Source organism: Haloparvum alkalitolerans, assembly GCF_055381565.1.
The window spans coordinates 180,356-204,443 of record NZ_AP043937.1 but is presented as its reverse complement, the minus strand read 5'-3'; the positions used below and the strand labels follow the sequence as shown (position 1 = coordinate 204,443).

Sequence of the window (24,088 nt, the reverse complement as noted above, 5' to 3'; positions counted from 1 at the left end):
TCAACGCGTCACACCGGCGCGAGCACTCCACATGAGCACACAATCGGACGCCGACCCGGACGTCGTGGTGCTACGAGAGGGAACCGAGGGACTGTCGATGGCGTCGTACGCGGACGCGCTCCGCGAGCGACTGCCCGATCACGCCGTGGCGCACGCGCGCACGCCGGCCGAGGAGCGCGAGCTGGTCCCCCGGGCGCGAGTCGTGACCGGCATCGACATCGACCCAGACCTGCTCGACGGCGCCGACCGGCTCGACCTGTTCGCGTGCACGTTCGCGGGCACCGACCACGTGCCGACCGAGGCGCTGGCCGAGCACGGCGTCGCGGTGACGAACGCGGGCGGCATCCACGCGCCCGGCATCGCCGAGCAGACGGTCGCCAACATGCTCGTCTTCGCGCGGAACCTCCACGAGGGCTGGCGGCGGAAGACGAACGGCGAGTGGCGCCACTTCGGGTCGCGGGAGTTCACCGACAGCACGGTCACCGTCGTCGGACTGGGGTCGATCGGACAGGCCGTCGTCCAGCGACTCGACGGCTTCGAGGTCGAGACGATCGGGATCCGGTACACGCCCGAGAAGGGCGGCCCGACCGACGAGGTGCTCGGGTTCGACGACGCGGACGTTCACGAGGCGTTCGCGCGCAGCGACTACGTCGTGCTCGCGTGTCCGCTCAACGACCTGACCCGAGGAATCGTCGGCGAGGCGGAGCTGGCGACGCTCCCGCCGAACGCGGTCGTTGTCAACGCGGCCCGCGGCGGACTTATCGACACGGACGCGCTCGTGTCGGCGCTCCAGACGGAGGGGATCCGCGGCGCCGCCCTCGACGTCACCGACCCGGAGCCGCTCCCCGCGGACCACGTCCTCTGGGAGCTGGAGAACTGCCTGATCACGCCCCACACCGGCGGCCACACGCCGAAGCACTGGGACCGGCTCGCGGACATCGTGGCGAGCAACGTCGCCGCGCTCGACGACGGCGACGAACTGGAAAACGCCGTCGTGCGCCCCGACGCGGACGGGTGAGCCATGGCGGCACAGGACTCCGCGACCGAGACCGAGGGGGACGACGCGTTCGACGACCCCGCCGCTGATCCGCGAGCCGACTACGACTACGTCGGCGGCGGCGTGGACCGGCCGGCGCTCGTGTCGGCGCTCGCGGACCGGGTCGACGGCGAGGTGCGCTTCGACGAGCACAGCCGCCGGCTCTACGCCACGGACGCCTCGGCGTACGAGGTGACGCCGGTCGGGGTCGTCCTCCCGTCTTCCACCGCCGACGTGGCCGCGGTCGTCGACTACTGCGCCGACCGGGGGATCCCGGTACTCCCCCGCGGTGGCGGCACGAGCCTCGCCGGGCAGGCCGTCAACGAGGCGGTCGTCCTCGACCTGACGGCCCACATGGGCGACGTGCTGGAGATCGAGGCCGAGGACCGGCGGGCTCGGGTCGGGGCGGGGACCGTCCTTGCGGACCTCAACGACGCCCTCGCGCCCCACGGGCTGAAGTTCGCTCCGGATCCGGCGGCGGGAAACCGGAGCACCGTCGGGGGGGCGATCGGCAACAACTCGACGGGCGCGCACTCGCTGCAGTACGGCAAGACCGACGCCTACGTCGAGTCAGTCGAGGCCGTGCTCGCGGACGGGAGCGTGGAGCAGTTCGGCGAGGTGACGGTCGCCGACCTCCGCGCGGGTGCGGACCCGGACGGCGACCTGCGAGCGCGGATCTACGAGGTCGCGCGCCGCGTCGTGGACGAGGAGGCCGGGGCGGTCGCCGAGGCCTTCCCGCAACTGAAACGGAACGTCTCCGGCTACAACCTCGACAGGCTGGTCGCGGAGGCGTACGGCCAGCCGGAGGCGTTCGACGGTGCGGAACGGGACGCTGACGACGGGGCGAACGACGCCGCGCCCATCGACACGACCGAACGGCCCGCCCCCGACGCGACCGTCAACCTCGCGCGACTGTTCGCCGGCAGCGAGGGGACGCTCGGCGTCGTCACGGCCGCGACGGTGTCGCTCGAGCCGGTCCCCGAGACGACCGGCGTGGCGCTGCTGACGTACACCGACCTGATCGACGCGATGGGCGACGTGGACGCCATCGTCCGCCGACACGACCCCGCGGCGATCGAGGCCATCGACGACGTGCTGCTCGAGTTGGCCCGCGATACCGAGGAGTTCGCCGGCCTCGTGGAGACCCTACCGGCGGGGACCGAGACGGCGCTCCTCGTGGAGTGTTACGCCGAGAGCGAGGCCGACGCACGCAGCCGGATCGGCGACCTGCTGGCCGACGAGTCGCTCTGTGCCTTCGACGCGCTGGAGGCGTACGCTCCCGAGGACCGCGAGGAGCTCTGGAAGCTCCGCAAGAGCGCGGCGCCGATCCTGCTGTCGCGGACCTCCGACGCCAAGCACATCTCCTTCATCGAGGACACGGCCGTTCCGACCGAACACCTCGACGACTACGTCGCGGACTTCCGCGAGGTGCTCGCGGAGCACGACACGTTCGCGAGCTTCTACGCACACGCCGGCCCCGGCTGCATGCACATGCGGCCGCTCGTCGACACCAAGAGCCCGGCCGGACTGAACCAGTTCGAGGCGGTGGCGGACGCCGTCACCGACCTCGTCGTGGAGTACGGCGGCTCCGTCTCCGGCGAGCACGGCGACGGCCGCGCGCGCACGCAGTGGAACAGAAAACTGTACGGCGACGAGGTCTGGGAGCTGTTCCGCGACGTGAAGCGGGCGTTCGACCCCGACTGGCTGCTCAACCCGGGCACGGTCTGTGGCGACCACGACATGACCGAGCACCTCCGGTTCTCGCCGGGCTACGAGTTCGACGCCGGCTTCGAGCCCGCCCTCGAGTGGGACGTGGACAACGGCATGCAGGGGATGGTCGAACTCTGTCACGGCTGCGGCGGCTGCCGGGGGGATCAGGGGACGACCGGCGGCGTGATGTGTCCGACCTACCGCGCGGCCGAGGAGGAGGAGCTCAGCACCCGCGGCCGCGCGAACATGCTCCGCGGCGCGATGAACGGCGAGCTGGACGCCGACAGCACCGACCCCGAGTTCCTCGCGGAGGTGATGGACCTCTGTGTCGGCTGCAAGGGCTGTGCCCGCGACTGTCCGAGCGAGGTGGACATGGCGAAGCTCAAAGCGGAGGTCGAACACGCCGCCCACGAGGAACACGGCGCGTCCCTCCGGGACCGGCTGTTCGCGAACGTCGACCGGCTGAACGCCGTCGGCTCCGCGCTCGCGCCGGTGTCGAACTGGGCGACCTCGCTCCCGGGCGCCGGCTGGATCGCCGAGAAGACGGTCGGTATCGCCCGCGAGCGCGACCTGCCCGCCTTCGCCGCCGAGAGCTTCGAGGAGTGGTTCGCGGCGCGGGGCGGAGCGCGGGTCCCGGTCGAGGAGGCGACGCGCAAGGTCCTGCTGTTCCCGGACACCGCCACCAACTACAACCACCCCGAGGCGGGGCGGGCGGCCGTCGAGGTGCTGGAGGCCGCGGGCGTCCACGTGGCGGTCCCCGACGACGTGACCGCCACCGGCCGACCCGCGCACTCGAAGGGGTTCCTCGACGCGGCTCGCGAACGCGCGCGGACGAACGTCGCGGCGCTGGCGCCGCGGGTCGCGGACGGCTGGGACGTGGTCCTCGTCGAACCCTCCGACGCCGTCATGCTCCAGTCCGATTACCTCGACTTACTCGACGGCCGGGACGCCGAGCGCGTCGCGGCGAACAGCTACGGGGTGATGGAGTACCTCGACCGGTTCGACCTGACCGCGGCGCTCGCCACGGACGCGACCGACGAGACGCTGACGTATCACGGTCACTGTCACCAGAAGGCGACCAAGAAGGACGGCCACGCAGTCGCGGTGTTGCGGTCCGCCGGCTACGCGGTCGACGACCTCGACTCGGGCTGTTGCGGCATGGCGGGCTCGTTCGGCTACGAGGCCGAGCACTACTCGCTGAGCCGCGCGATCGGTCGGATCCTGTTCGATCAGGTCGACGACAGCGACGGCGACGCGGTCGTCGCGCCGGGCGCCTCCTGTCGCGCGCAACTGGCCGAGCGCGAGGGCGGCGCGGAGCCGCCGCACCCGGTCGAGAAGCTGGCCGCCGCGACCGTCGAGTGAAAAATCGGGGCTACGGCCAGAGCCCGCGCGTGTCCTTCGCCTCGGCGATACGCGAGAGCGCGACCACGTAAGCGGCGTCGCGCCAGGTCAGGTCCGCCGACTCGACCTCGGCGCGGACGGCGTCCCACGCCTCCAGCATCTGTTCTTCCAGTTCCTCGTTGACGCGTTCGAGCGACCACGTGCGTCGGTTGATGTCCTGGAGCCACTCGAAGTAGCTCACCGTGACGCCGCCGGCGTTCGCGAGGATGTCCGGGATCACGGTCACGCCGCGCTCCTCGAGGATCGCGTCGGCCGCGAACGTGGTGGGGCCGTTGGCTCCCTCCACGACGATGTCGGCCGCGATCGCGTCGGCGTTGGCCGCGGTGATGACGTTCCCGACCGCGGCGGGGATCACAACGTCAACGTCGAGTTCGAGGATCTCGCCGTTCGAGAGCGTCTCGGGCGCCTCGTGCGACAGCACCGCCTCCGGCTCCTCCTCGTGGGTCGGGACCGCGCGCGTGTCGAGCCCGTCAGGGTCGTAGACCGCCCCGTTCACGTCGCTGACGGCGACGACGGTCGCGCCCCAGTCGTCGAGCAGGCGCGCCGCGTTCGCGCCGACGGAGCCGAACCCCTGCACCGCGACGGTCGTCTCCGCGAGGTCGCGCCCCTCGTAGTCGACCGCCTCCCGCGCGGCGATGGCCGTCGAGCGGCCGGGGGCCTCCTCGCGGCCGTACGAGCCGCCGACGATCGGCGGCTTGCCGGTGACGACGCCGGGGGTCGTCTCGCCCTGCTGCATCGAGTAGGCGTCCATGAACCACGCCATCGTCTGGGCGTCGGTGCCCATGTCCGGCGCGGGCACGTCCTTCGTCGGGCCGACCACGTCGCGCAGCTCCTCCGCGAACCGGCGCGTGAGCCGCTCGGTCTCGTCGTCGGTCAGCGACTTGGGGTCGACCGCGACCCCACCCTTCCCGCCGCCGAAGGGGAGGTCCATCACGGCGCACTTCCAGGTCATCCACATCGAGAGGCCGACGCACTCCTCCGCGGTGACCTCGGGATGGTAGCGGAGCCCGCCCTTGTACGGGCCGCGCACGTCGTCGTGCTGGGCGCGGTAGCCGGTGAAGACCTCGACGGAGCCGTCCTCGCGTTCGAGCGGGACGGAGACCTGCTGGACCCGGGTCGGGTGTTTGAGGCGCTCGACGACGTCGGGGTCGACGTCGACGTGGGCGGCGGCGCGTTCGAGCTGTCGGCGCGCGGTGACGAGCGTCGAGTCGGGCTCCTCCTCGGTGCCGGGGTCGTCGACTGTGGGTGTCGTGCTCATGGGTTGTGTATGGGTGGCTCGGTCGGTGTGGCTTGGTCGGTCGGTGTGGCTCGGTCGCGTTTCTCAGGTCGTGAACAGCCGGCGGGGGAAGTCCGCCAGCGTCTCCGCGCCCGTGCTCGTGACGCGGAACGTCTCGCTGATCTCCATGCCGATCTCGTCGGTCCAGATGCCGGGGATCATGTGGAACGTCATGTCCTCCTCGAGGACGGTCTCGTCGCCCGGCCGGATGCTGGCGGTGTGCTCGCCCCAGTCCGGCGGGTAGCCGAGCCCCATCGAGTAGCCGATGCGGTCCTCCTTCTCGAGGCCGTACTGCGCGATGGTCTCGCGCCACGCCCGCTCGACCGCCTCGCAGGTGACGCCGGGTTCGGCCGCGTCGAGGGCGGCCTCCAGCCCCTCGACGACGATGTCGGCGGTCTCCTCCAGTTTCGCCGGCGGGTCACCCACGAACGTCGTCCGGGCCAGCGGCGAGTGGTAGCGGTGACGACAGCCGGAGAGTTCGATGATAACCGGGTCGCCGTCCTCGAACTCGCGGTCGGTCCACGTCAGGTGCGGGGTTCCGGTGTGGTCGCCGGAGGGCATCAGCGGGACGATGGAGGGGTAATCCCCGCCGTAGTCGTCGGTCCCCCTGATGAGTCGGTCGTAGATCGCGGCCGCGGCCTCGTACTCCGGGACGCCCTCCTCGATGACGTCCAGCCCGGCCTGCATCGCGTTCTCCGAGATGCGAGCGGCCTCGCGCATGTACGCGATCTCCTGGTCGGACTTCTTGATCCGCACCCAGCCGACGAGCAGCGTCGCGTCGACGAACTCGGCGTTCGGGAGGTTTTCCTGGAGGCGCGTGTACGACTTCGCGGTGAAGTAGGCGGCGTCCATCTCCAGGCCGACGCGACCCTCCGCGACGCCCAACTCGTCGAGGACGCCCGCCACGTAGTCCATCGGGTGGAGGTCGTACGGGGAGTGGACGTGGTCGTCGCTGTACGCGCGGATGCTGTCGTCGTCGAGGTGCGTGGTCGCGCGCGCCCCGCCGCCGTCCATGTCGCGCCCGATCCACACCGGCTCGTCGCGGTCGGGCGTGACGACGACCGCCTGATGGACGTAGAAGGACCAGCCGTCGTAGCCCGTCAGGTAGTTCATGTTCGCCGGGTCGGCGACGACGATCGCGTCGAGGTCCTCCTCGCGCAGTCGCTCCTTCGTCCGCGCGACCCGACGCTCGTACTCGGCCGCCTCGAAGATGGTCTCTCGTGGCATGGTAACAGGTCGTCTACGAGAGGCATTGCCCAGCGCCCGTATAACTTTTTCGTGTATATTGAAAACAGATATTGTGTATAATCTGCGGCGCCGAACCGCTCGAATCCCCGCGATAGCGGGGCTCTCCGGCACGGAGTGCCGGCCACCACCGGCCGCGAGAGCCCACGAAACCCCCAATCCGTGCCTCTTGGCCCTGGGTTTTTGTAGCAGGTCGACGGAGGTACGACCATGCTTCACAGTACCGGACCGCTGTTGACGGTCCACCTCGGCGACCGGGAGACGTCGGAGACGGACATCACGGAGGTCCAGGAGCGCTACATCGGCGGGCGCGGCGTGGGGACGCGGCTCGCGCACGAGCGCATCCCGTTCGACGCGGACCCGCTCGGTCCGGAGAACCGGGCGGTGTTCACCACCGGCCCGATGCAGGCCTCCCAGATGAGCTTCACCGGCCGGACGAACTGCACCGCCGTCTCGCCGCTGACGGACGGCCTGCTCTCCTCGAACGCGGGCGGGTTCATGTCGCGTCACCTCGCGGCGACCGGCTACGGCGCGGTCGAGTTGACGGGCGAGAGCGACGAGTTGGTCGTCGTTCACGTCCGGGACGACGGCGTCGAGTTCGAGACCGTGCCGGACCTCCGAGAGGCGACCGTCCCCGAGACGACGGCGTACCTGGAGACGGAACACGACATCTCCAGCGACCGGACCGCGGTTATCGGCCCGGCGGGCGAGAACGAGGTCCGGTTCGCGTCGATCATGACGACGGAGGAGCGCGCGTTCGGCCGCGGGGGGCTGGGCGCGGTCCTCGGCGCGAAGAACGTCAAGGCGGTCACGTTCGGCGGCGAGTCGGCGCCCGACCTGGAGATCCCGGCGACCGCCAACGAGATCCACCGCGAGGCCGCGACGACGGACCACATCATGAAAGAGCAGGGGACGGTCGCGGTGCTGGACCTGGCCAACGAGATGGACGGGCTCCCCTCCTACTACTTCTCCGAGCGCTCCTTCGAGGGTGCCGACGGGATCAACGGCGACCGCGTCGCCGAGAAGAAGTACAAGAAGGGCACCTGCTCGGCGTGTGCGTTCGCGTGCAAGCTCCCGACCCGCGACGAGGAGCGCGGCGTCGAGACCGAGGGCCCGGAGTTCGAGGTGGCGATGGCGTTCGGCTCCAACTCCGGCGTCGACGACATCGTCGACGTGATGGAGTCGAACCGCCTCTGTGACGAGTACGGCCTCGACGCCATCTCGATGGGCAACACGGTCGCCGCCTACCTCGACGCGGAGGAGGAGTTCGGCAACCGCGAGCTCATCTGGGACCTCGTCGAGAAGACCGCCTACCGCGAGGGGGTCGGCGACACGCTCGCGGAGGGGATCGGCCGGATCCACGACGAGCTCGGCGTCGGGAACTGGTCGGTGAAGAACATGGACTTCGCGGCCCACGAGGGGCGGCTGCTCCACGGGCAGGCGCTCTCGTACGCGGTCGCGAACCGGGGCGCCGACCACATGTACGCCACGTTCTACTCGGTGGAGTACCCGCTCGTCGACGAGGACGAGGCGATGCCTCCGTCCGGGTTCGAGGGGAAGGCCGAGCGGCTCGTCGAGCGGGAGAACCTGATGGCGCTCAACGACAGCGGCGTCGTCTGCAAGTTCTCGCGGGACTTCATGACTCCCGAGCGCTACGAACTGCTGTTCGACGCCGACTTCGAGGACCTGCTGGCGGTCGGGGCGCGAACGGTGACGCTCGAGCGGCACTTCAACAACCGGCGCGGGATCGACGGCGCCGACGACCGCCTCCCGTACGAGGACGAGCTGCCGGGGCTCGACGACGCCATCGAGACCTACTACGACCGCCGCGGGTGGAACGACGACGGGACCGTGCCGGAGTCGGCGCTCCCGGCTCCCCCGGCGTAACGGCGTCCCTGGAGTCGTCCGGGTTCGGAAACGTCCCGGTCCGAAGCGCGCTACTCCGCGGTCGCCGCGATGGCGTCCGCGATGACCTCCGTGCCGACCTCCGCCTGCCGCTGGGTCAACACGAGCGGCGGGAGCAGCCGGACGACGTTGTCGTACTGGCCCGCCGTCCAGACGAGCACGCCGTGCTCGTAGCAGTACTGCTGGATCGCCTCGACGCGGTCGGCGTCGGGGTCACCGTCCGCGTCCACGAACTCGGCGCCGACGAACAGTCCCTTGCCGCGGACTTCGCCCAGCCCCGGATCGCCCGCGCCGGCGTCGCGGAGGCGGTCGCGGATCCACGCGCCGACCTCCGTCGCGTGGTCGAGCAGGTCGTGTGACTCGATATACTCGATGGCCCGGAGCCCGCCGACCATCGCGGGGACGTGGCCGCGGTAGGTGCCCGCGTGGTCGCCCGGCCCCCACGTGTCCAGGTCCTCGTGGTAGATCGTTCCGGAGAGCGGCTGGCCGTTGCCGCCGAGCGCCTTCGCGGTCGTCATCGCGTCCGGGGTCACGTCGTAGTGCTCGGCGGCCCACCATTCGCCGGTGCGGCCGAGCCCGACCTGGATCTCGTCGAACACCAGCGGCAGGTCGTTCTCGTCGGCGATCTCGCGGAGGCCGGAGAGGAACCCCTCCGGCGGGACGACGACGCCGCCCTCGCCCTGAATCGGTTCGACGAAGATGCCCGCGGGGTCGGTGAGCCCGCCGTACGGCTCCTCGACGATGGCGCGGACCTCCTCGAGCGCCCGGTTCACGGACGCCTCGGGGTCGCGGCCCTCGCGGAAGGGGTACGGGAACGGAGCGTGAACCACGTCCGGCAGCAGCGGCGCGTACGGCTTCTTGAACTTCTTGTTCGAGGTGATGCTCATCGCGCCGGCCGTCGCCCCGTGGTAGGAGTTACGGAACGCGAGCAGGCCGTTGCCGCCGGTGTTGTACTTCGCGAGCTTGATCGACGCCTCGACGGCGTCGCTGCCGGTCGGACCGCCGAAGACGACGCGGCTGTTGCCGGCCAGCGAGCCGGGCGCGATCTCCTCCAGTTTGTCGATCAGGTCGATCCGCGGCTGCGTCGGGAAGTCGACGGCGTGCGTGAGCTTGTCGATCTGCTCGTGGACCCCCTCGTTGACGTAGGGGTTGGCGTGCCCGACGTTGTAGACGCCGATGCCCGCGAAGAAGTCGAGGAAGACGTTTCCGTCCGCGTCCTTCAGGGTCGCGCCGCGCCCCTCCTCGAACGCGAGGGGGATGTTGTTGGGGTACGCGACCGCGCTGCTGTCGATGTCGTCCTGTCTGTCGAGAAGCCGCCGGGACTCCGGGCCGGGGACGTCGTCGACGGTCGGTTCCTCCGCGAAGTGCAGGTCGTGGATCGGCGGTCCCGCCATATGCCCCTCGATACGACACGTCTACAAAGGGCTGGTGCAACCAGCAAGCTGTGACGGTGTAAACAAAATTTGTTTTCGGAGGGGGAGTCCATTCGGGAATCGGCCCTCACCTCGGAGGCGGCCGCGCCTCACGCGGGCGGCCGAATGCGTCAGCATTCACCGGTTCGGATGGCTATACGCGAATGCCGCTCCGAGAGGGAGCACCCGCTCGCCAGGAGTCACATGTTCCGATCGCTTCAGACACTCCGAAACTCGGGGAACGTCGCACTCCTGCTCACCGTGTCGGTGGGCTGGCTCCTGTCGCTCGGGATCCGGATCGTCTACCCGGTCCTGCTCCCGGACATCATGACCGAGTTCGGAATGCGATTCACCGGCGGCGGCGCCCTCCTCTCGGCGCTGTGGATATCGTACGCACTCATGCAGTTTCCGGCCGGAATACTCGCGGACCGGTTCGGCGAGCAAAGCGTCCTGCTCGCCAGTCTCGGCCTCGGAGGGGCGGCTGCGGTGCTCATCGTCGCGGCGCCAGCGTTCGCGCTCTTCGCCGTGGCGACCGTCCTGCTGGGGGTCGGCACCGGGCTGTTCGGGCCGAGCAGGGTGACGGTCCTCTCGGACGTGTTTCCGGACCAACGCAACACGGCGATCAGCTTCAGTCAGGCCGCCGGAAACGCTGGGAACGCGCTGCTGCCCATCGCGGCGGGGATGATCGCCGTCGCCTTCGGGTGGCGGTACGGGTTCGGATACCTGCTTCCGGGGTTCCTGCTCACGTTCGTCGGCGTCGCCCTGTTCGTGCCGTCTCGGACCTCCGCGGCACCGACGAGCGAGTCGGGCGGTGCATACCTCCGAACACTACGCCGCGTCGTCGGCGAGCCGCCCGTGCTGTACGCGACCGCGATCCTGTTCTGCCTATTGTTCTACTATCAGGGGATCACGGGGTTCCTCCCGACGTACCTCCTGGAGACCAAGGGGCTTTCGCAGTCGGCCGTTTCTGTGGTCTACGGCGGCTTCTTCGCGGCGGCGATCGGGCTCCAGTTCCTCGCCGGAGCCGCCGCGGACCGATACGGCGAGCGCCGGGCCGTCGCCGGGTTCGTCGCCGCCGGGTTCGTCGGCGCGGCCGCGCTCCCGTTCGCGGAGGGCGCGGTCCCGGTGGTCGGGGCGGTGCTGCTGTCGGCGTCGATCCTCGGCGCCATCCCGCCTGCGAACACGAACATCGTCCTCCAGCTCCCCGACTCGATGCAGGGCAGCGGCTACGGGCTCCTCCGCTCCGTGTACATCGGTCTCGGTGCGACCGCCCCGCCGATCATCGGCCGCCTCGGCGACGCCGGCGCCCTCGACGCCGGGGTGCTCCTCGCCGCGGTCGTCGCGCTCGGCGCCGTCGTCGGGTGCTACGGCCAGCCCGACCCGTAGCGGAGGTCGACACCGAACGGGAGCAGTATCCCCCGAAACGCGTCGTCACCGGGCGCCATTTATGACGCCGGCGGGACAGTTCCATCCATGTCTCAAGCACGCCTCATCGTCGACCTCCCGGAGGGGCCGTGGGTGGCCGACGTGTCCCGCGCACACCCGGAGGCGACGTTTCAGGTGCTGACCGCGCTCGCGGGGGACGGACCCGGATTCGCGCTCGTCTGGATCACCGGCGCCCCGATCGATCCGATCCTCGACGACATGGCAGCCCACCCGGCCGTGACCGAGTTGTCGGTGGCCCAGCGGACGGAGCGCGAAGCGACGGTCCAGTTCGAGACCTCCGCGCCCCTGCTCCTGATCGCCGCCAAGCGCGCCGGCGTCCCGATCGAGATGCCGCTGGAGATCCGGGACGGGGAGGCGACGATCGACGTGACGGGTCCCCACGACCGCCTCTCGGCGCTGGCCGCGCAGTTCGACGACCTCGGGGTCCCGTTCGAGGTGCGCTACGTCCGCGAGCGCGTGGAGCCGAGCGAACTGCTCACCGACGCGCAACGAGAGATCCTCCTCGCGGCGGTCGAATCCGGGTACTACGACACGCCCCGAACCTGTTCGCTCACCGACCTCGCCGATCGGGTCGGGGTGGCGAAGTCCACCGCGAGCGAGACGCTCCACCGCGCGGAGGCGGCCGTGATCCGGGAGTTCGTCGACGACCTCCCCGGCTACGTCCGGGAGGAACGGTCGGAGGAATCCTGACCGCGCCGCCCGCGGCCGACCCGCGCGGAAGCGGGACGCGATAGCCCGGGAGGTCGGTTTAGACGATCGTACCGGAGTTTAAGTCAAAACACCGGATATGTTCGGAGGTTGTCCCCACGGGCCGGGAACTTCCAACTCGTTTCATGGTAGTCCTACCGCTATGTCCACCTGGAGGGAAACCCAATGTCCCACACGACGCAGACCGGACGGCGACAGTTCCTGACCACCGTCGGCCTCGGCGGTGCGGCCCTGCTGTCGGGCTGCGTCTCGGCGCCGGCGGCGCAGACGAACGACGTGGACGAGCCGTCGGACGCGGGACCGTCGACGGAGGCCGCGGCCGCGAGCCTCGACCCCGCGAAGCCGGTCGACGTCGACCGGGTCGCCGCGGACCCGACCGCGGTCCCCGACCCGATCGACCGCGACGAGCCGCGGGAGCTGGAGTTCACGCTGACCGCGGAGGAGGTGACCGCCGAGATCGAACCCGGCGTCACCTTCGACTACATGACCTACGACGGGCAGATCCCCGGGCCGATGCTTCGCGTCAGGGAGGGCGACCGCGTGCGCCTGCGCTTCGAGGTGCCCGCGGACGAGAACGAGCTCCCGCACAACGTCGACTCGCACGCCATCTACGGCCCGGGCGGCGGCGCGGAGGCGACGACGCTCGCGCCCGGCGACGACGCGGCAGTCATCGAGTTCACCGCCAGCTACCCCGGCGTCCACATCTACCACTGCGCGGTGCCGAACATGGACGTGCACATCAGCTCGGGCATGTTCGGCGCGGTGATCGTCGAGCCGAAGGAGGGACTCCCCGAGGTGGACCGCGAGCTCTACTTCGGCCAGCACGAGCTGTACACGACCGGCGAGGTCGGCGAGGAGGGCCACCACGCTTTCGACCGCGAGGCGATGGAGAACGAGGAGCCGACCTACGTCGTCTTCAACGGCGAGCCGTACGCGTTCACCGCGGACGGCTACGGGCCCGTGACGGTCCAGCGGGACGAGACCGTCCGCGTCTACTTCGCGAACGGCGGTCCGAACAAGATCAGCTCGTGGCACCCGATCGGCAACGTCTGGGCGCGGCTCTACCGCGACGGCGACGTGCTGAGCGAGCCGGCCCGAAACGTCGAGACGACGCCGGTCGCGCCCGGTACCGTCACCGCCGCCGAGATGGAGACGCCGGTGCCCGGCCCGATCAAGATCGTCGACCACGCGCTCAGCCGGGCGGGCCGCCGCGGCGCCCTCGGCGTGGTGCAGGTCGAAGGCGAGGAGAACCCCGACGTGTACGACGAGGACGCCTGATCGACCTCCCGGCAGGGAGCGGTCCCGGCCGGCGAGGGTCGCCGCACCGCTTTTGCCCCCCGGCGCGAATGGTGTGACCGCATGACATCAGACCGCGTCATCGACCTGCTGCGCAAGGCCTACAGCGACGAGATCGAGACGGTGATGAACTACCAGACGAACGCCATCGTCCTCGACGGCGTCCGCGCCGAGGAGATCAAGGAGAGCCTCAAACAGGACATCCAGGAGGAGCTGGGACACGCCGAACAGATCGGCCAGCGCCTCAAACAGCTCGACGCCCGCCCGCCGGGGTCGGCGGAGTTCACCGCCCGGCAGGACTCCCTGCAGCCGCCCGAGGACTCGACGGACGTGCTCTCCGTGATCCGGGGCGTGCTCGACGCCGAGGAGGACGCCATCGAGACGTACCGCTCCCTCGTCGACGCGGCCGAGGAGGCCGGCGACCCCGTCACCGAGGACCTCGCGGTCACCGTCCTCGCGGACGAGGAGGCCCACCGCACGGAGTTCCGCGGCTTCGAGAAGGAGTACAGCAGCGACTGAAACCGGCTCCGCCGGACCCGCGTCAGCGGGAGGGTGACTCGACGCGAGTCGGCCGCGGACGCCCCGCCGGCTGACGGTGCCGCCATCGGGATCGAGACCCGACGGCCGGCACGCCGGTTCGACCATCGAACAGAGGTAATGACAAGAAAAATTGAATGACGGATCTCATATATTTTCAGACGGTCGGTTTCCTAACCAAGATATAAACACAAATAAAAATGTAAATATGGGAGAGATTCGGCTGATATTCTAATTTTCACCCTGTAAAGAGAGATTTTTTGTGATTAAGAGAAAAGTGTCCACAGCGCGTATTGTCTACTTATCGTTCTTTTTGTAGTTTCATAAATAACCAGACACAAAAAGGCCCGCGGGTAGACACGGAAGCAGGTGCGGACACTGAGTGCCGCGAAGGTCGAAGTGGACCCGCCGCGGCAGGTGGACGGGAGCGGGGTCAGCCGGGTCGCGGTCGCCTCACGCGCTGGCGACGACTTCGATTTCGACCCCGATGTCGATGGGGAGCCGGGAGACCTCCATGGCGGCCCGTGCCGGGTACGGTTCGCTCATGTACTCGGCGTACACCTCGTTGACGGCGTCGTAATCGTCCATGTCGGTGACGTAGACGTTCGCGTGGACGACGTTCTCCAGCGACGTACCCGCCGCCTCGAGGATCGCGGCGACGTTCTCCAGCGTCCGTGCGGTCTGTTCGCTCACGTCCTCGGAGACGACCTCGCCGGACTGCGGGTCGACTGGACCCTGTCCGGAGACGTAGACCCGGCCGTCGTCGATGATCCCCTGCGAGTACGGTCCGATCGCGTCCGGCGCGTCGTCAGTGCTGACTTCCTGCATACGTCGAGTGTCTCACAGCGACCGCTTGTATCTTTCGTCAGCGCGCCGCCGGGCCGGACGGCACCGGATCGACGGCCCGCCGTCACCGGAACCGGAGCTCCCCGAACTCCGCGGGACGGTGGAAGTCCGGTTCCGGCGCGTCGACCGGGTTCCACGCCGCGTAGAGCGGCTCCGGCCGCTTCCGGATCCGGTAGAAGTTCGCGCGCCACCGATCGCCCGACACCGGGGCGACCGCGTCGCCGGCGAGGGCGCCCAGGGTCTCGAACGGGAGCGCCGCCGCGACCCACCACCCCTCGTCGTCGGGTTCGGGATCCTTCGTGGGGCCGTCGATCGAACTCCGGATCCGGACGTCGCCCGCCGCTTCCGGGTCCACGAGCGCCCGGTCCGTGCGACCGGCCCCGTAGCCCAGCCGGAAGGTCCCGACGCAGTTCACCTCGAGGTTGACGTACGCGTCGCCGCTCGCCGGCCGCGGAGCGGCGAAGAACTCGACGCAGCTGTCCTCCCACACCGGCCCGTTCAGCCGCGTCGCCGTCGCGTAGCTGTGCCCGTCGACCACCTCGTAGTGCAGGTACAGCGTCTCGTCGTCGTACAGCACTCTCGCGGTCGTGGACGGCCGCCGCTCGGGAGCGGTCCAGCGGAACCGGTCGATCGGAACGGGATCCGCGCGCTCCCACGCCGTCCCCGCCACGTCCCCGCCGAGCGGCGGCGACTTGGAGACGCGGCGAACCGCGGTCGTCCTCATCGACCGGTCGGCGGCTCGTCGGCCTGATAGATCTCGTTCTCGAACGACTGCGGCAGCCCCGCGGTCAGACCCCCGTCGACGACGACGTTCTCGCCGGTGATGAAGCCGGAGCGGTCGCTGGCCAGGAACAGCGCGGTGTCCGCGACCTCGCGCGGTCGGCCGAACCGACCGAGCGGGTACTGGTCGAGCCACCGGTCGCGGGCGCTCGTCCCGCCCGACCGCTCCTCCGTGCTCTCCATCTCATCGCGGCGGTTCTGGGTCTCGATCGTCCCCGCCGAGAGCACGTTCGACCGGATCCCGTACTGCCCGTAGTGGGTGGCGATGTTCCGCGACAGCGCGAGGAGTCCGCTCTTCGCCTCCGAGTAGCCCGCGAGCCCGATCCCGAAGAGCCCGTTCACCGAGCCGACGTGGACCATCGACCCGCCGCCGGCGGCGATCATCGCCGGCAGCGCCTCCCGAGCGAGGAGGTAGGGGGCCTTCAGGTTCAGCTCCAGCATCCACTCGAACTCCTCCTCGCTACACCGGTGGAGCAGGTCCGCCGACTCGACGGAGCCGCCCGCGTTGTTGACGAGGACGCGGAGGTCCCCGAACTCCTCGACCGCCGTGTCGACGAGGTCGCGGACGGCGTCCGCGTCGGTCACGTCACACTCGACCGGAACGACGCGCCCGTCGTGCGCGTCCGTGAGCTCCTCCGCGACGGCCGCGACGTCCTCGTACGTCCGCGAGCAGATCGCCACGTCGCCGCCCGCCTCGGCGAACGCCGCCGCGATCTCCTTCCCGATGCCGCGTGATGCGCCGGTCACGATCGCCGGACGGTCCGCTAGTGACAGCTCGACCATGTCGGCTGAACCATCAGCGGGGGCGATAAAGAAGGTTCCGACGCGAGCGGCGGACGTCGAGGAACGCGGTCGATCCGCGGTGGGAAACGCGCGGCGCTAGACCTCGTACCGCTCGACCATTTCCCGGTCGATCTCGACCCCGAGCCCGGGCTCGTCGGGGACGCGCATGCAGCCGTCCGTGACCTCGAAGGGGTCGGCGATGACGTCGTCCTGCCAGGCGTAGTAGGTCGTGTCCGGCGGGAGCGAGAAGCCCGGAATTCCGTGGACCGCCTGGAGGATGGCCGCGGTTCGGATCCCCAGATCGAACGCGCAGTGGTGCGTGAACGGGACGCCCGCGTCCTCGACGATCGAGGCCTGCTGCCGGAGCCCGCTGATCCCGCCCGCGGGCGTGAGGTCCAGCACGGCGACGTCCATGGCGCCGGCGTCGACGAGCGACCGCAGGTTGTTCGGGATGTAGGTGTCCTCGTTCGGCGCGATCGGCTGCCGGAGCCGCTTCCGCAGGGTGGCCAGCGAGTCGTGAGCGTTGACCCGGATCGGCTGCTCCATGTACTGGAGGTAGATCCCCGAATCCTCCAGCGCCGCGCCGACGCGGACGGCCTGGTCGAGCGACCAGCCCTGGTTCGGGTCGAGCCGGAACTCCAGGGCGCCGTCGACCTCGTCGTGCATGGCCTCGATACGGGCCACGTCCTGTTGCCAGTCGCGGCCGGCCTTGGTCTTGAGCACCGAGAAGCCGGCGTCGACCGCCTCGCGGGCCTTCGCGCGCGACTCGGCGGGCGGAAGGATCCCGAGACAGAACGCGAACTCGACGTCCCGGTCGGTGCCGGACTCGCGGTCCGCCGCGTCCGCGTTCATCGCGGTCGTCTGCTCCGGCGCCGTCGACCCGCCCAGCAGCTCGTAGACGGGCTTCTCGAGCGCCTTGCCGGCGATGTCCCAGCAGGCGGTCTCGACGGCGGCGAAGAACAGCTCGACGTTCGTGTACTCGATGAAGACCTGCCGGCGGAGCCGCTCGACCTCGAACGGGGACTGGCCCTCGATGAGGGGGCCGATCCCGTCCTCGATGACGGACTCGGTCGCCGCGGCGGTGAGGAACGTCCGCATCTCGCCCCAGCCGGAGACCCCCTCGTCGGTCTCGACCTCGACGAGGACCCGCTCCATCGAGTCGACCTGCCCGTGATTCGTCACGTACGGGCCGATGCCGAGCGGTTCGTCGAGGTCGACCAGCGGTACGTCTACAGTCGTGGCTGTCACGCCCGTGATTTCCATGTGACTCAGTGCAGGGGCCCCGTAAAAGAAGCTACCGTCTCCTCACCGAATTGCCGCCTCGATCCAGTCCAGCGACCGGTCGGGGAGCAGCCCGTAGTTGTAGAAGGAGACGCGGGGGACGCCCTCCTCGCGGAGCCCGTCGACGATGCGTGAGAGCGTGTTCGGGTCGTCGATCGCGGGATGGCCGGGGAGCAGCCCGACGTGGATCGGAACGTCCGCATCCAGGTCGTCGACCAGCCGGTAGGCGCGGAGCACGTCCTCGCGGCTCGACTCGTAGGCCGGGAGACAGAAGTAGTCGACGTGCTCGGAGAGCGCGGTCGGATCGACGCCAGCCATCCACTCGCGGCCGGGTTCGGGCATCCCGACGTAGTAGCCCAGTTGCGCCCCCCCCGCGGCCGCCGCCAGGTCCGCGTAGAGGTCCGTGAGCGTCTCCTGGCGAACGGTCACGTAGTCGTCGACGGGGGGGTGCCGTCGCAGCCACTGCTCCGGAACGGTGTCGCTCGGGAGTCGCCCGGCGACGATGTCGTCGAGGGCCGTCACGGCCGCCTCGCGCGCCCGTTCGACGTCGACCCCGCTCGCCGCGGCGTGCTCCCGGCAGTGGTCACAGAAACAGAGGCCGAACAGGAACTCGCCGAGCGTCCCCAACTCGGCGTGGATCTTCTGGTGGTGCCAGCCGAAGCCGGTGCCGTAGAAGTAATCGAACGTCTCCAGCTCGATCCGGTCGAACCCCTCCCGCGACGCGAGGTCCGCGACGAGCGAGCGCAGATACCGGCGGACCGCCGGGTTCGAAGGGCAGAGTCCGAAGACCAGGTCGTCGCCGTACGGCGACGTGAGCGTCGCGTCGGGGTTCGCCATTCCGAGCCGCGAGTTGTGACAGCCGACCGTCCACGACGTCAGCCGGAGGTCCCCGGCGGCGGCCGCGATCGCGTCGACCCAGTCCTCGTCCATCCCCTCGTAGGGGTGCGGTCGGAGCATCCCGTACTCGCCGTCGGGCCGGAAGTACGAACTCGCGTGCGCGAAGTGCGTCTTCCGCTGCGGGTTGTGCGGGGAGAAGGCCTGCACCGAGTGATAATTCGTCGCCAGGTTCAGCTCCCCGATCCCGATCTCCCGGAGGCGCGACGCGACCGCGTCGACCCCCTCGTCGCGCACGTCCCACGGATACGCCCACGTGGCAAACTCCATGGCTCTACAGCGACGCCGAGGCAGTTAAAACTCCGGTCACGCGGAAACCGTCCGCGGAGAGCGGTCCGGAGGGCTCTCGATGCCCGCGAAGAGCGTCCCCGAGGGGGTCGCTACTCCTTCACCGCGCCGGCGGTCATGCCAGAGACGATGTACTCCTCGAGGAACGCGAAGAGGATCAGAAGCGGGATGATCCCGATGACCGAAGCGGTCAGCATCATCCGCCAGTCCGTCTGCAGCGCCCCGACCATCGAGAAGACGCCCCGTGGGACGTTGTACTTCCCGGCGTCCGTGAGGAACGTCAGGACGAACAGCAGCCGGTTCCACGCGTACAGGAACGTGTAGGTGACGCTCGCGACGAGCGCCGGCTTGGTCAGGGGCAAGACGATCTTCGTCAGGATCTGCCGCTGTTCGGCACCGTCGATCCGCGCCGACTCCTCGAGCGACACCGGGATCGTCTTGAAGTAGCCGTACAGCATCCACACGTTGAACGGCAGCGTGAACGCCGCCGCGGGGATGATGACGGCGAGGTAGCTGTCGAACAGCCCGACGGTCGTGATCACGTCGAAGAGCCCGACGATGAGCACGACCGGGGCGAACATCTGCACGACGAGCACGGACAGCAGGAACGTCCGCTTCCCGATGAAGTCGTTCCGCGCACACGAGTACGCGGCCGGGATGGCCAGCGCGAGCGTGAGGACGACGGTGCCGATGGAGATCAGGAAGCTGTTGGCGACCCACAGGAGCACGTCCGTCTGGCTCCACACCTGCAGGTACGCCTCGATCGTGGGGTCCGCGGGCACGAGCGTCGCCGGACTCGAGAATATCTCCGACTCGGTCTTGAGCGTGCTCGAGAACATCGCGTAGAACGGGAACATCATGACGCTCAACAGCGCGATGAGCATCCCGTACAGGCGGACCTTGCGGAGCCACGTCCGCTGTTGGCCGGCCATCGTCATAGCTCCTCACCTCCGTGCGTGTAGACGCGCAGGTAGACGATGGCGAACACCAGGAGGAAGAGGAACCCGATGACGCTGAACGCGGCGCCGCGGCCGAGGTTCCCGTTCTCCAGGCCGACCTGGTAGATCCAGATCACCAGCGTGGACGTGGTGTTGATCGGTCCCCCGCGAGTCATCGTCCAGATGGTGTCGAAGCTGACGAACGTCCAGATGGTCGACAGCAGGGTGGCGATCAGGATGACCGACTTCAGCTGGGGCAGCGTGATGTACCGGAACTGGTGCCAGCGTTCGGCACCGTCGATCGCGGCCGCCTCGTACAGTTCCTCCGGGATGGACTGGAGTCCCGCGAGGAAGATGATCGCCATGAACGGCGTTCCGATCCAGATGTCCGCCACGACGACACCGAGCCACGCGATGTCCGGGTTTCCGAGGATGCCGACGCCCTGGTCGACGACGCCGAGCTTGAGCAGCACGGCGTTGATGTAGCCGTACTGCGGGTGCTCGATCCAGCGGAACACGACCGCGGAGATGGCGTACGGGATCCCCCACGGGATCAGGAACGCCGTCCGGAAGAACTTCCGGCCCTTGATGTCGCCCTTCAGGTGGACGGCGATCAGCAGGCCCAACAGCGTCTTCCCCGCGACCCCGACGACGACCCAGCGGCCGGTCTGCCAGAGGAGCTGGTAGAAGATGTCGCTGCCGAGTATCTCGACGTAGTGTTGGAACCCGACGTACGTCTCGACCGACGAGTCGGCGGGCGATTCATACAGCGACAGCCGGAACGTCTCGATGATGGGATAGCCGACGACGCTCAGCAGGAAGATCGCCGCGGGGGCGATCAGCAGGTACGCGCGGCTGTTGTGGCGGAGGTAGTCGACCCCCCGCTCGAGGCGCGAACCGGCCGGCGTCTCGGCGTACTCCTCTGCGGTGCCCATTCGTGTGGATCACTCCATCGCGTCTTCGAGGTCGGACTGCGCGTCGTTGAGCGCCTTCTGCGGGGACTTCTGTCCGCCGAGGGCCTCCTGGATCGCCTGGACCATGCGGTTATTGAACTCGTTGAAGTTCGAGAGCTTCGGCCGCGCGCGGGCGTACTGCCCGGCCTCGATGTAGGGGGCCCAGTTCGACGACTCCTGGAAGTAGTCGCGTTCCCCGACCTCCTCGACGGTCGGCATGAACCCCTTGTTCGTCGCGTACTCGAAGTGACGGTCCGGCTCGAGGTAGAACCTGAGGAGGTCCTCCGCCAGGTCCTTGACCTCGGTCTGTGCGAAGATCGAGACGGCGTCGATCGTGTTCAGGCTGTACCGCCCCTCCGGGCCGGCCGGCACCTGGACGATCCCGTAGTCGAAGTCGACCTCGTCGTTCTCCTTCGCGGCGTCGATGTTGATCCCGGTGTAAACGTGAGCGATGACCATGCCGAGCTCGCCGGACTCGAACAGCTGACGGATGTCCTGTCGGGTCGACGAGAGCGGCGAGGGCTGGGTGATCCCGTACTCCTGATGCAGGTCGGAGTAGAGCCCGAGCGCCTCGACTCCCTCGTCGGAGTTCACGACCGGCCGCCCCTCGTCGTCGATCAGGTCGGCGCCGTGCGACCAGTGGTAGTGGTAGTACTGCGAGCCCGTCTCGATGGCGTCAGCTCCCGCGAGCCCGAGCGCGGGCGTGTCGGTCTCGTCGCGGATCTGCTCGCCGGCCGCGATCATGTCCTCCCAGGTGTCGAGCTGAGGGTCCTCGGGGTCGAGCCCGGCCGCCTCGAACACGTCCTTGTTGTAGTAGAGGCACTTGTTCGACGCGGCCCACGGCGCCCCGTAGTAGGACCCCTGATACATGCAGCCGTCCGCCATGCCCTGGTAGAAGCGGTCGCCGAAGTCGCCCTCCATGAGCTCGTCGATCGGTTCGAGCTCGCCCTTGCCGACGAGCTGGGGGATCCACCGGGCCGGCCAGCGAGCGACGTCGGGCGCCTCGCCCCCGTCGACGCGGTTGTTCACCGTCTGCTGGGCGTTGTCCCAGGTGACGCTGGTGAACTCGAGGGTGACGTCGTGTTCCTCCTCGAACTGCGCGTTGTTCTCCTCGAAGAACGACTCGATGTTGTCCCCGACGCCCATCGTCAGGAACTGGATCGTCCGTCCGTCGTCGCTGCCGCCGCCGCTCCCGCCTTCGGTGCCGTCTCCGCCCCCGGAGCCGCCGTCGTCACCGAGACAGCCCGCCAACGCGATGATTCCGCCGCCACCCATCGCCTCGAGGACTTTTCGCCGATCGATGCTCCCGTCAGTGTCGCTAATCTTGTCGGTCGACATCTGCGCTAGACATTCACTTGCGGTTATTAATATCTTTGGGTAGTCACAACGGTTCGCCCGCCGCGACGCCGATTCATCGGTTGTGCTCGTGGATGGCCGTGAACATGGCGCCGAGCTCGTCGGTCACGATGTCGTGGATGCGCTCGCCCTTCTCCGCGCTGGCGAGTTCCGGGGCGCCGATGTCCCCCGTGTCCGAGTACTCCTCGAACTCGCGGTAGACCGAGAGCTGGCCGCCCTCGAGGAGGTCCCCGCCGCCCCACTCGTAGTGTTCGTCCCAGCGCGTCCCCTCCTCGATCATCGCGTCCACGACCAGGTCGGGACGGAGGTAGAGCATGAGCGACGTCTCGTACTCGCCGCCGTGGGCCATGCCTCCCGGATCGCTGTCGCGGAGGGCCGCGATCTCCGACGCCGCGAGCTGGAAGTACGTCGTCCCGAGCACCTCCGCGTCCGTCGTCTTCCCGAGCGTGCTCACGAGCGCGTCGATGAGGGCGGCGTTCCCGCCGTGCCCGTTCACGAAGCAGACGGCGTCGAAGCCGTTCTCGAGCCCCGTCCGGCCGATGTCCTCCAGGGTCTGCCTGAGGTGCTCGAACTCGAGCGAGAGCGTGCCGCCGAACGAGAGGTGATGCGGCGAGAAGCCGCTCCAGACCGGCGGCGTGACGAGGATCGGCACGTCGTCCCGCAGCGACTCCGCCGCTCCGTGGACCATCGCCTCCACGAGGAGCGTGTCGGTGATCACGGGCAGGTGGTGTCCGTGCTGTTCCACGCTCCCGACGGGAACGACGAGGATGGAACCGTCCTGCCGACCGACATCCTTGATCGCCGCGTACGGTTTGCCAGCCCATTCCCACTCGTTCGTACCGATGGTCTCGTGGATCATTGGACCGTCCTCACGTCGCGTGCTCCGCGGCCGTCTCGGTCGGTACCCGGTCGCCCGTCTCGTCGAAGAAGTGGACGTCCGCGACGTCGAAATCGAGCATGACTCGCTCGCCGGGGTCGGGTCGGAACTCGTTGTCGACGCGGGCGATGATCTCCGTCTCCCCGCCGTCGTCGGTAGGCGGAGTGAGGTAGAGGTAGTTGTCCGCGCCCATGGGTTCGACGACGTCGACGTCCGCGGGGATCCGACCGGCCCCGTCGGCCGGATACAGGTCCTCGGGGCGAACGCCGAGCGTGTATCGGCCCGGCGGCAGCGACACGTCGAGGTCCGTCTCGAAGCTGTCCCCCGTGACGGAGATGCCCCCGGGGGTTGACTCCACGTCGACCTCGAAGAAGTTCATGCTGGGAGAGCCGATGAACCCGGCGACGAACCGGTTGTTCGGCTCGCCGTAGCAGACCTCCGGTTCCGCGATCTGCTGGAGCTCGCCCTCGTTGAGGATCGCGATCCGGTCGCCCATCGTCATCGCCTCGGTCTGGTCGTGCGTGACGTAGATCGTCGTGACCCCGAGCTCCTCGTGGAGCCGCTGGAGCTCCGTCCGCATCTGCGAGCGGAGCTTCGCGTCGAGGTTCGACAGCGGCTCGTCCATCAGGAAGACCTCCGGGTCCCGGACGATCGAGCGACCGAGCGCGACCCGCTGCTGTTGTCCGCCGGACAGTTGCTTCGGGTACTGGTCGAGGAGTTCGGGGATCTCGAGGAGGTCGGCGGCGTCCTCGACGCGCTCGTCGATCTCGGCGTCGTCGTACTCCCCGGAGAGCCGCAGTCCGAAGGACATGTTCTCCCGCACGGTCATGTGCGGGTAGAGCGCGTAGTTCTGGAACACCATCGCGATATCCCGGTCCTGCGGCCGAACGTCGTTGACGACCTCCGACCCGATCGTGATCTCGCCGCCGGAGATCGTCTCCAGCCCCGCGACCATCCGGAGCGTCGTCGACTTCCCGCACCCGGAGGGACCGACGACCACGAGGAACTCGCCGTCGCGGACGGTGAGGTCGATGTCCTCGACCGCGAGCACGTCGTCGTAGACTTTTGTGACGTCTGACAGCTGTACTTGGCTCATTGTAGCCTGTCGGCATCTCCATAG

Annotated in this window: 20 protein-coding genes; 7 read left to right on the top strand and 13 right to left on the bottom strand. The window is 68.9% G+C overall.

Features of this window, described 5'->3' with window-relative positions; all coding sequences use genetic code 11:
• Positions 1-31: 31 nt before the first annotated feature.
• Both ACZ432_RS01995 and ACZ432_RS01990 read left to right on the top strand, forming a co-directional pair.
• Positions 32-1,018: a D-2-hydroxyacid dehydrogenase gene (locus ACZ432_RS01995; protein WP_426963151.1), complete on the top strand. Its 987-nt coding sequence runs from the start codon at positions 32-34 to the stop codon at positions 1,016-1,018.
• A 3-nt stretch (positions 1,019-1,021) separates the two neighbouring features.
• The gene (locus tag ACZ432_RS01990) at positions 1,022-4,108 is read left to right on the top strand and encodes an FAD-binding and (Fe-S)-binding domain-containing protein (RefSeq protein WP_426963152.1); all 3,087 of its coding nucleotides are present in this window, start codon (positions 1,022-1,024) and stop codon (positions 4,106-4,108) included.
• 10 nt (positions 4,109-4,118) lie between these two features.
• On the opposite strand, the gene gdhB is transcribed toward ACZ432_RS01990, so the two are convergent.
• Positions 4,119-5,405 (bottom strand): glutamate dehydrogenase GdhB, encoded by a 1,287-nt coding sequence (gene gdhB / locus ACZ432_RS01985; protein WP_426963153.1) that lies wholly within the window; start codon positions 5,403-5,405, stop codon positions 4,119-4,121.
• Positions 5,406-5,468: 63 nt separating this feature from the next.
• Positions 5,469-6,650 (bottom strand): M24 family metallopeptidase, encoded by a 1,182-nt coding sequence (locus ACZ432_RS01980; protein WP_426963154.1) that lies wholly within the window; start codon positions 6,648-6,650, stop codon positions 5,469-5,471.
• Positions 6,651-6,878: 228 nt separating this feature from the next.
• Between ACZ432_RS01980 and ACZ432_RS01975 the strand changes: the two genes are divergently transcribed.
• Entirely contained in the window at positions 6,879-8,555 is a 1,677-nt protein-coding gene (locus ACZ432_RS01975; RefSeq protein ID WP_426963155.1) for an aldehyde ferredoxin oxidoreductase family protein, read from the top strand.
• A gap of 50 nt (positions 8,556-8,605) precedes the next feature.
• On the opposite strand, the gene ACZ432_RS01970 is transcribed toward ACZ432_RS01975, so the two are convergent.
• Entirely contained in the window at positions 8,606-9,967 is a 1,362-nt protein-coding gene (locus ACZ432_RS01970) for an aspartate aminotransferase family protein (RefSeq protein ID WP_426963156.1), read from the bottom strand.
• Positions 9,968-10,189: 222 nt separating this feature from the next.
• Here ACZ432_RS01970 and ACZ432_RS01965 point away from each other — a divergent pair, with 222 nt between their 5' ends.
• The 4 genes from ACZ432_RS01965 to ACZ432_RS01950 all read left to right on the top strand — a co-directional run bounded on the left by ACZ432_RS01965 (position 10,190) and on the right by ACZ432_RS01950 (position 13,954).
• Entirely contained in the window at positions 10,190-11,371 is a 1,182-nt protein-coding gene (locus ACZ432_RS01965) for an MFS transporter (protein ID WP_426963157.1), read from the top strand.
• An 87-nt stretch (positions 11,372-11,458) separates the two neighbouring features.
• Positions 11,459-12,121 (top strand): helix-turn-helix domain-containing protein, encoded by a 663-nt coding sequence (locus ACZ432_RS01960; protein WP_426963158.1) that lies wholly within the window; start codon positions 11,459-11,461, stop codon positions 12,119-12,121.
• Positions 12,122-12,304: 183 nt separating this feature from the next.
• Positions 12,305-13,417 (top strand): copper-containing nitrite reductase, encoded by a 1,113-nt coding sequence (gene nirK / locus ACZ432_RS01955; RefSeq protein WP_426963159.1) that lies wholly within the window; start codon positions 12,305-12,307, stop codon positions 13,415-13,417.
• 81 nt (positions 13,418-13,498) lie between these two features.
• The gene (locus ACZ432_RS01950; RefSeq protein WP_426963160.1) at positions 13,499-13,954 is read left to right on the top strand and encodes a DUF892 family protein; all 456 of its coding nucleotides are present in this window, start codon (positions 13,499-13,501) and stop codon (positions 13,952-13,954) included.
• A gap of 471 nt (positions 13,955-14,425) precedes the next feature.
• Here the strand turns inward: ACZ432_RS01950 and ACZ432_RS01945 are convergent, their stop codons facing one another.
• The 10 genes from ACZ432_RS01945 to ACZ432_RS01900 form a co-directional block, all read right to left on the bottom strand.
• Positions 14,426-14,800: a Rid family detoxifying hydrolase gene (locus tag ACZ432_RS01945; protein WP_426963161.1), complete on the bottom strand. Its 375-nt coding sequence runs from the start codon at positions 14,798-14,800 to the stop codon at positions 14,426-14,428.
• A gap of 82 nt (positions 14,801-14,882) precedes the next feature.
• Positions 14,883-15,542, bottom strand: a complete 660-nt coding sequence (locus ACZ432_RS01940; RefSeq protein WP_426963162.1) for a carbohydrate-binding family 9-like protein — start codon at positions 15,540-15,542, stop codon at positions 14,883-14,885.
• A complete protein-coding gene (locus ACZ432_RS01935) occupies positions 15,539-16,381 on the bottom strand; it encodes an SDR family NAD(P)-dependent oxidoreductase (protein WP_426963163.1) in 843 nt (280 codons plus the stop codon). Before ACZ432_RS01935 ends, ACZ432_RS01940 begins: the two co-directional genes overlap by 4 nt.
• Before the next feature lie 96 nt (positions 16,382-16,477).
• Positions 16,478-17,644, bottom strand: a complete 1,167-nt coding sequence (locus tag ACZ432_RS01930) for a mandelate racemase/muconate lactonizing enzyme family protein (RefSeq protein ID WP_426963164.1) — start codon at positions 17,642-17,644, stop codon at positions 16,478-16,480.
• Positions 17,645-17,686: 42 nt separating this feature from the next.
• Positions 17,687-18,826 (bottom strand): hypothetical protein, encoded by a 1,140-nt coding sequence (locus ACZ432_RS01925; RefSeq protein ID WP_426963165.1) that lies wholly within the window; start codon positions 18,824-18,826, stop codon positions 17,687-17,689.
• A gap of 110 nt (positions 18,827-18,936) precedes the next feature.
• Positions 18,937-19,782, bottom strand: coding sequence for a carbohydrate ABC transporter permease (locus tag ACZ432_RS01920; RefSeq protein ID WP_426963166.1), 846 nt, complete (start codon positions 19,780-19,782; stop codon positions 18,937-18,939).
• Complete coding sequence (locus tag ACZ432_RS01915; RefSeq protein ID WP_426963167.1) at positions 19,779-20,717, bottom strand: carbohydrate ABC transporter permease; 939 nt, start codon at positions 20,715-20,717, stop codon at positions 19,779-19,781. Before ACZ432_RS01915 ends, ACZ432_RS01920 begins: the two co-directional genes overlap by 4 nt.
• Before the next feature lie 9 nt (positions 20,718-20,726).
• Positions 20,727-22,073, bottom strand: coding sequence for an ABC transporter substrate-binding protein (locus ACZ432_RS01910; RefSeq protein WP_426963168.1), 1,347 nt, complete (start codon positions 22,071-22,073; stop codon positions 20,727-20,729).
• A 73-nt stretch (positions 22,074-22,146) separates the two neighbouring features.
• Positions 22,147-22,950: a creatininase family protein gene (locus tag ACZ432_RS01905; RefSeq protein ID WP_426963169.1), complete on the bottom strand. Its 804-nt coding sequence runs from the start codon at positions 22,948-22,950 to the stop codon at positions 22,147-22,149.
• Between the two features lie 10 nt (positions 22,951-22,960).
• Complete coding sequence (locus ACZ432_RS01900; protein ID WP_426963170.1) at positions 22,961-24,064, bottom strand: ABC transporter ATP-binding protein; 1,104 nt, start codon at positions 24,062-24,064, stop codon at positions 22,961-22,963.
• Positions 24,065-24,088 lie beyond the last annotated feature (24 nt).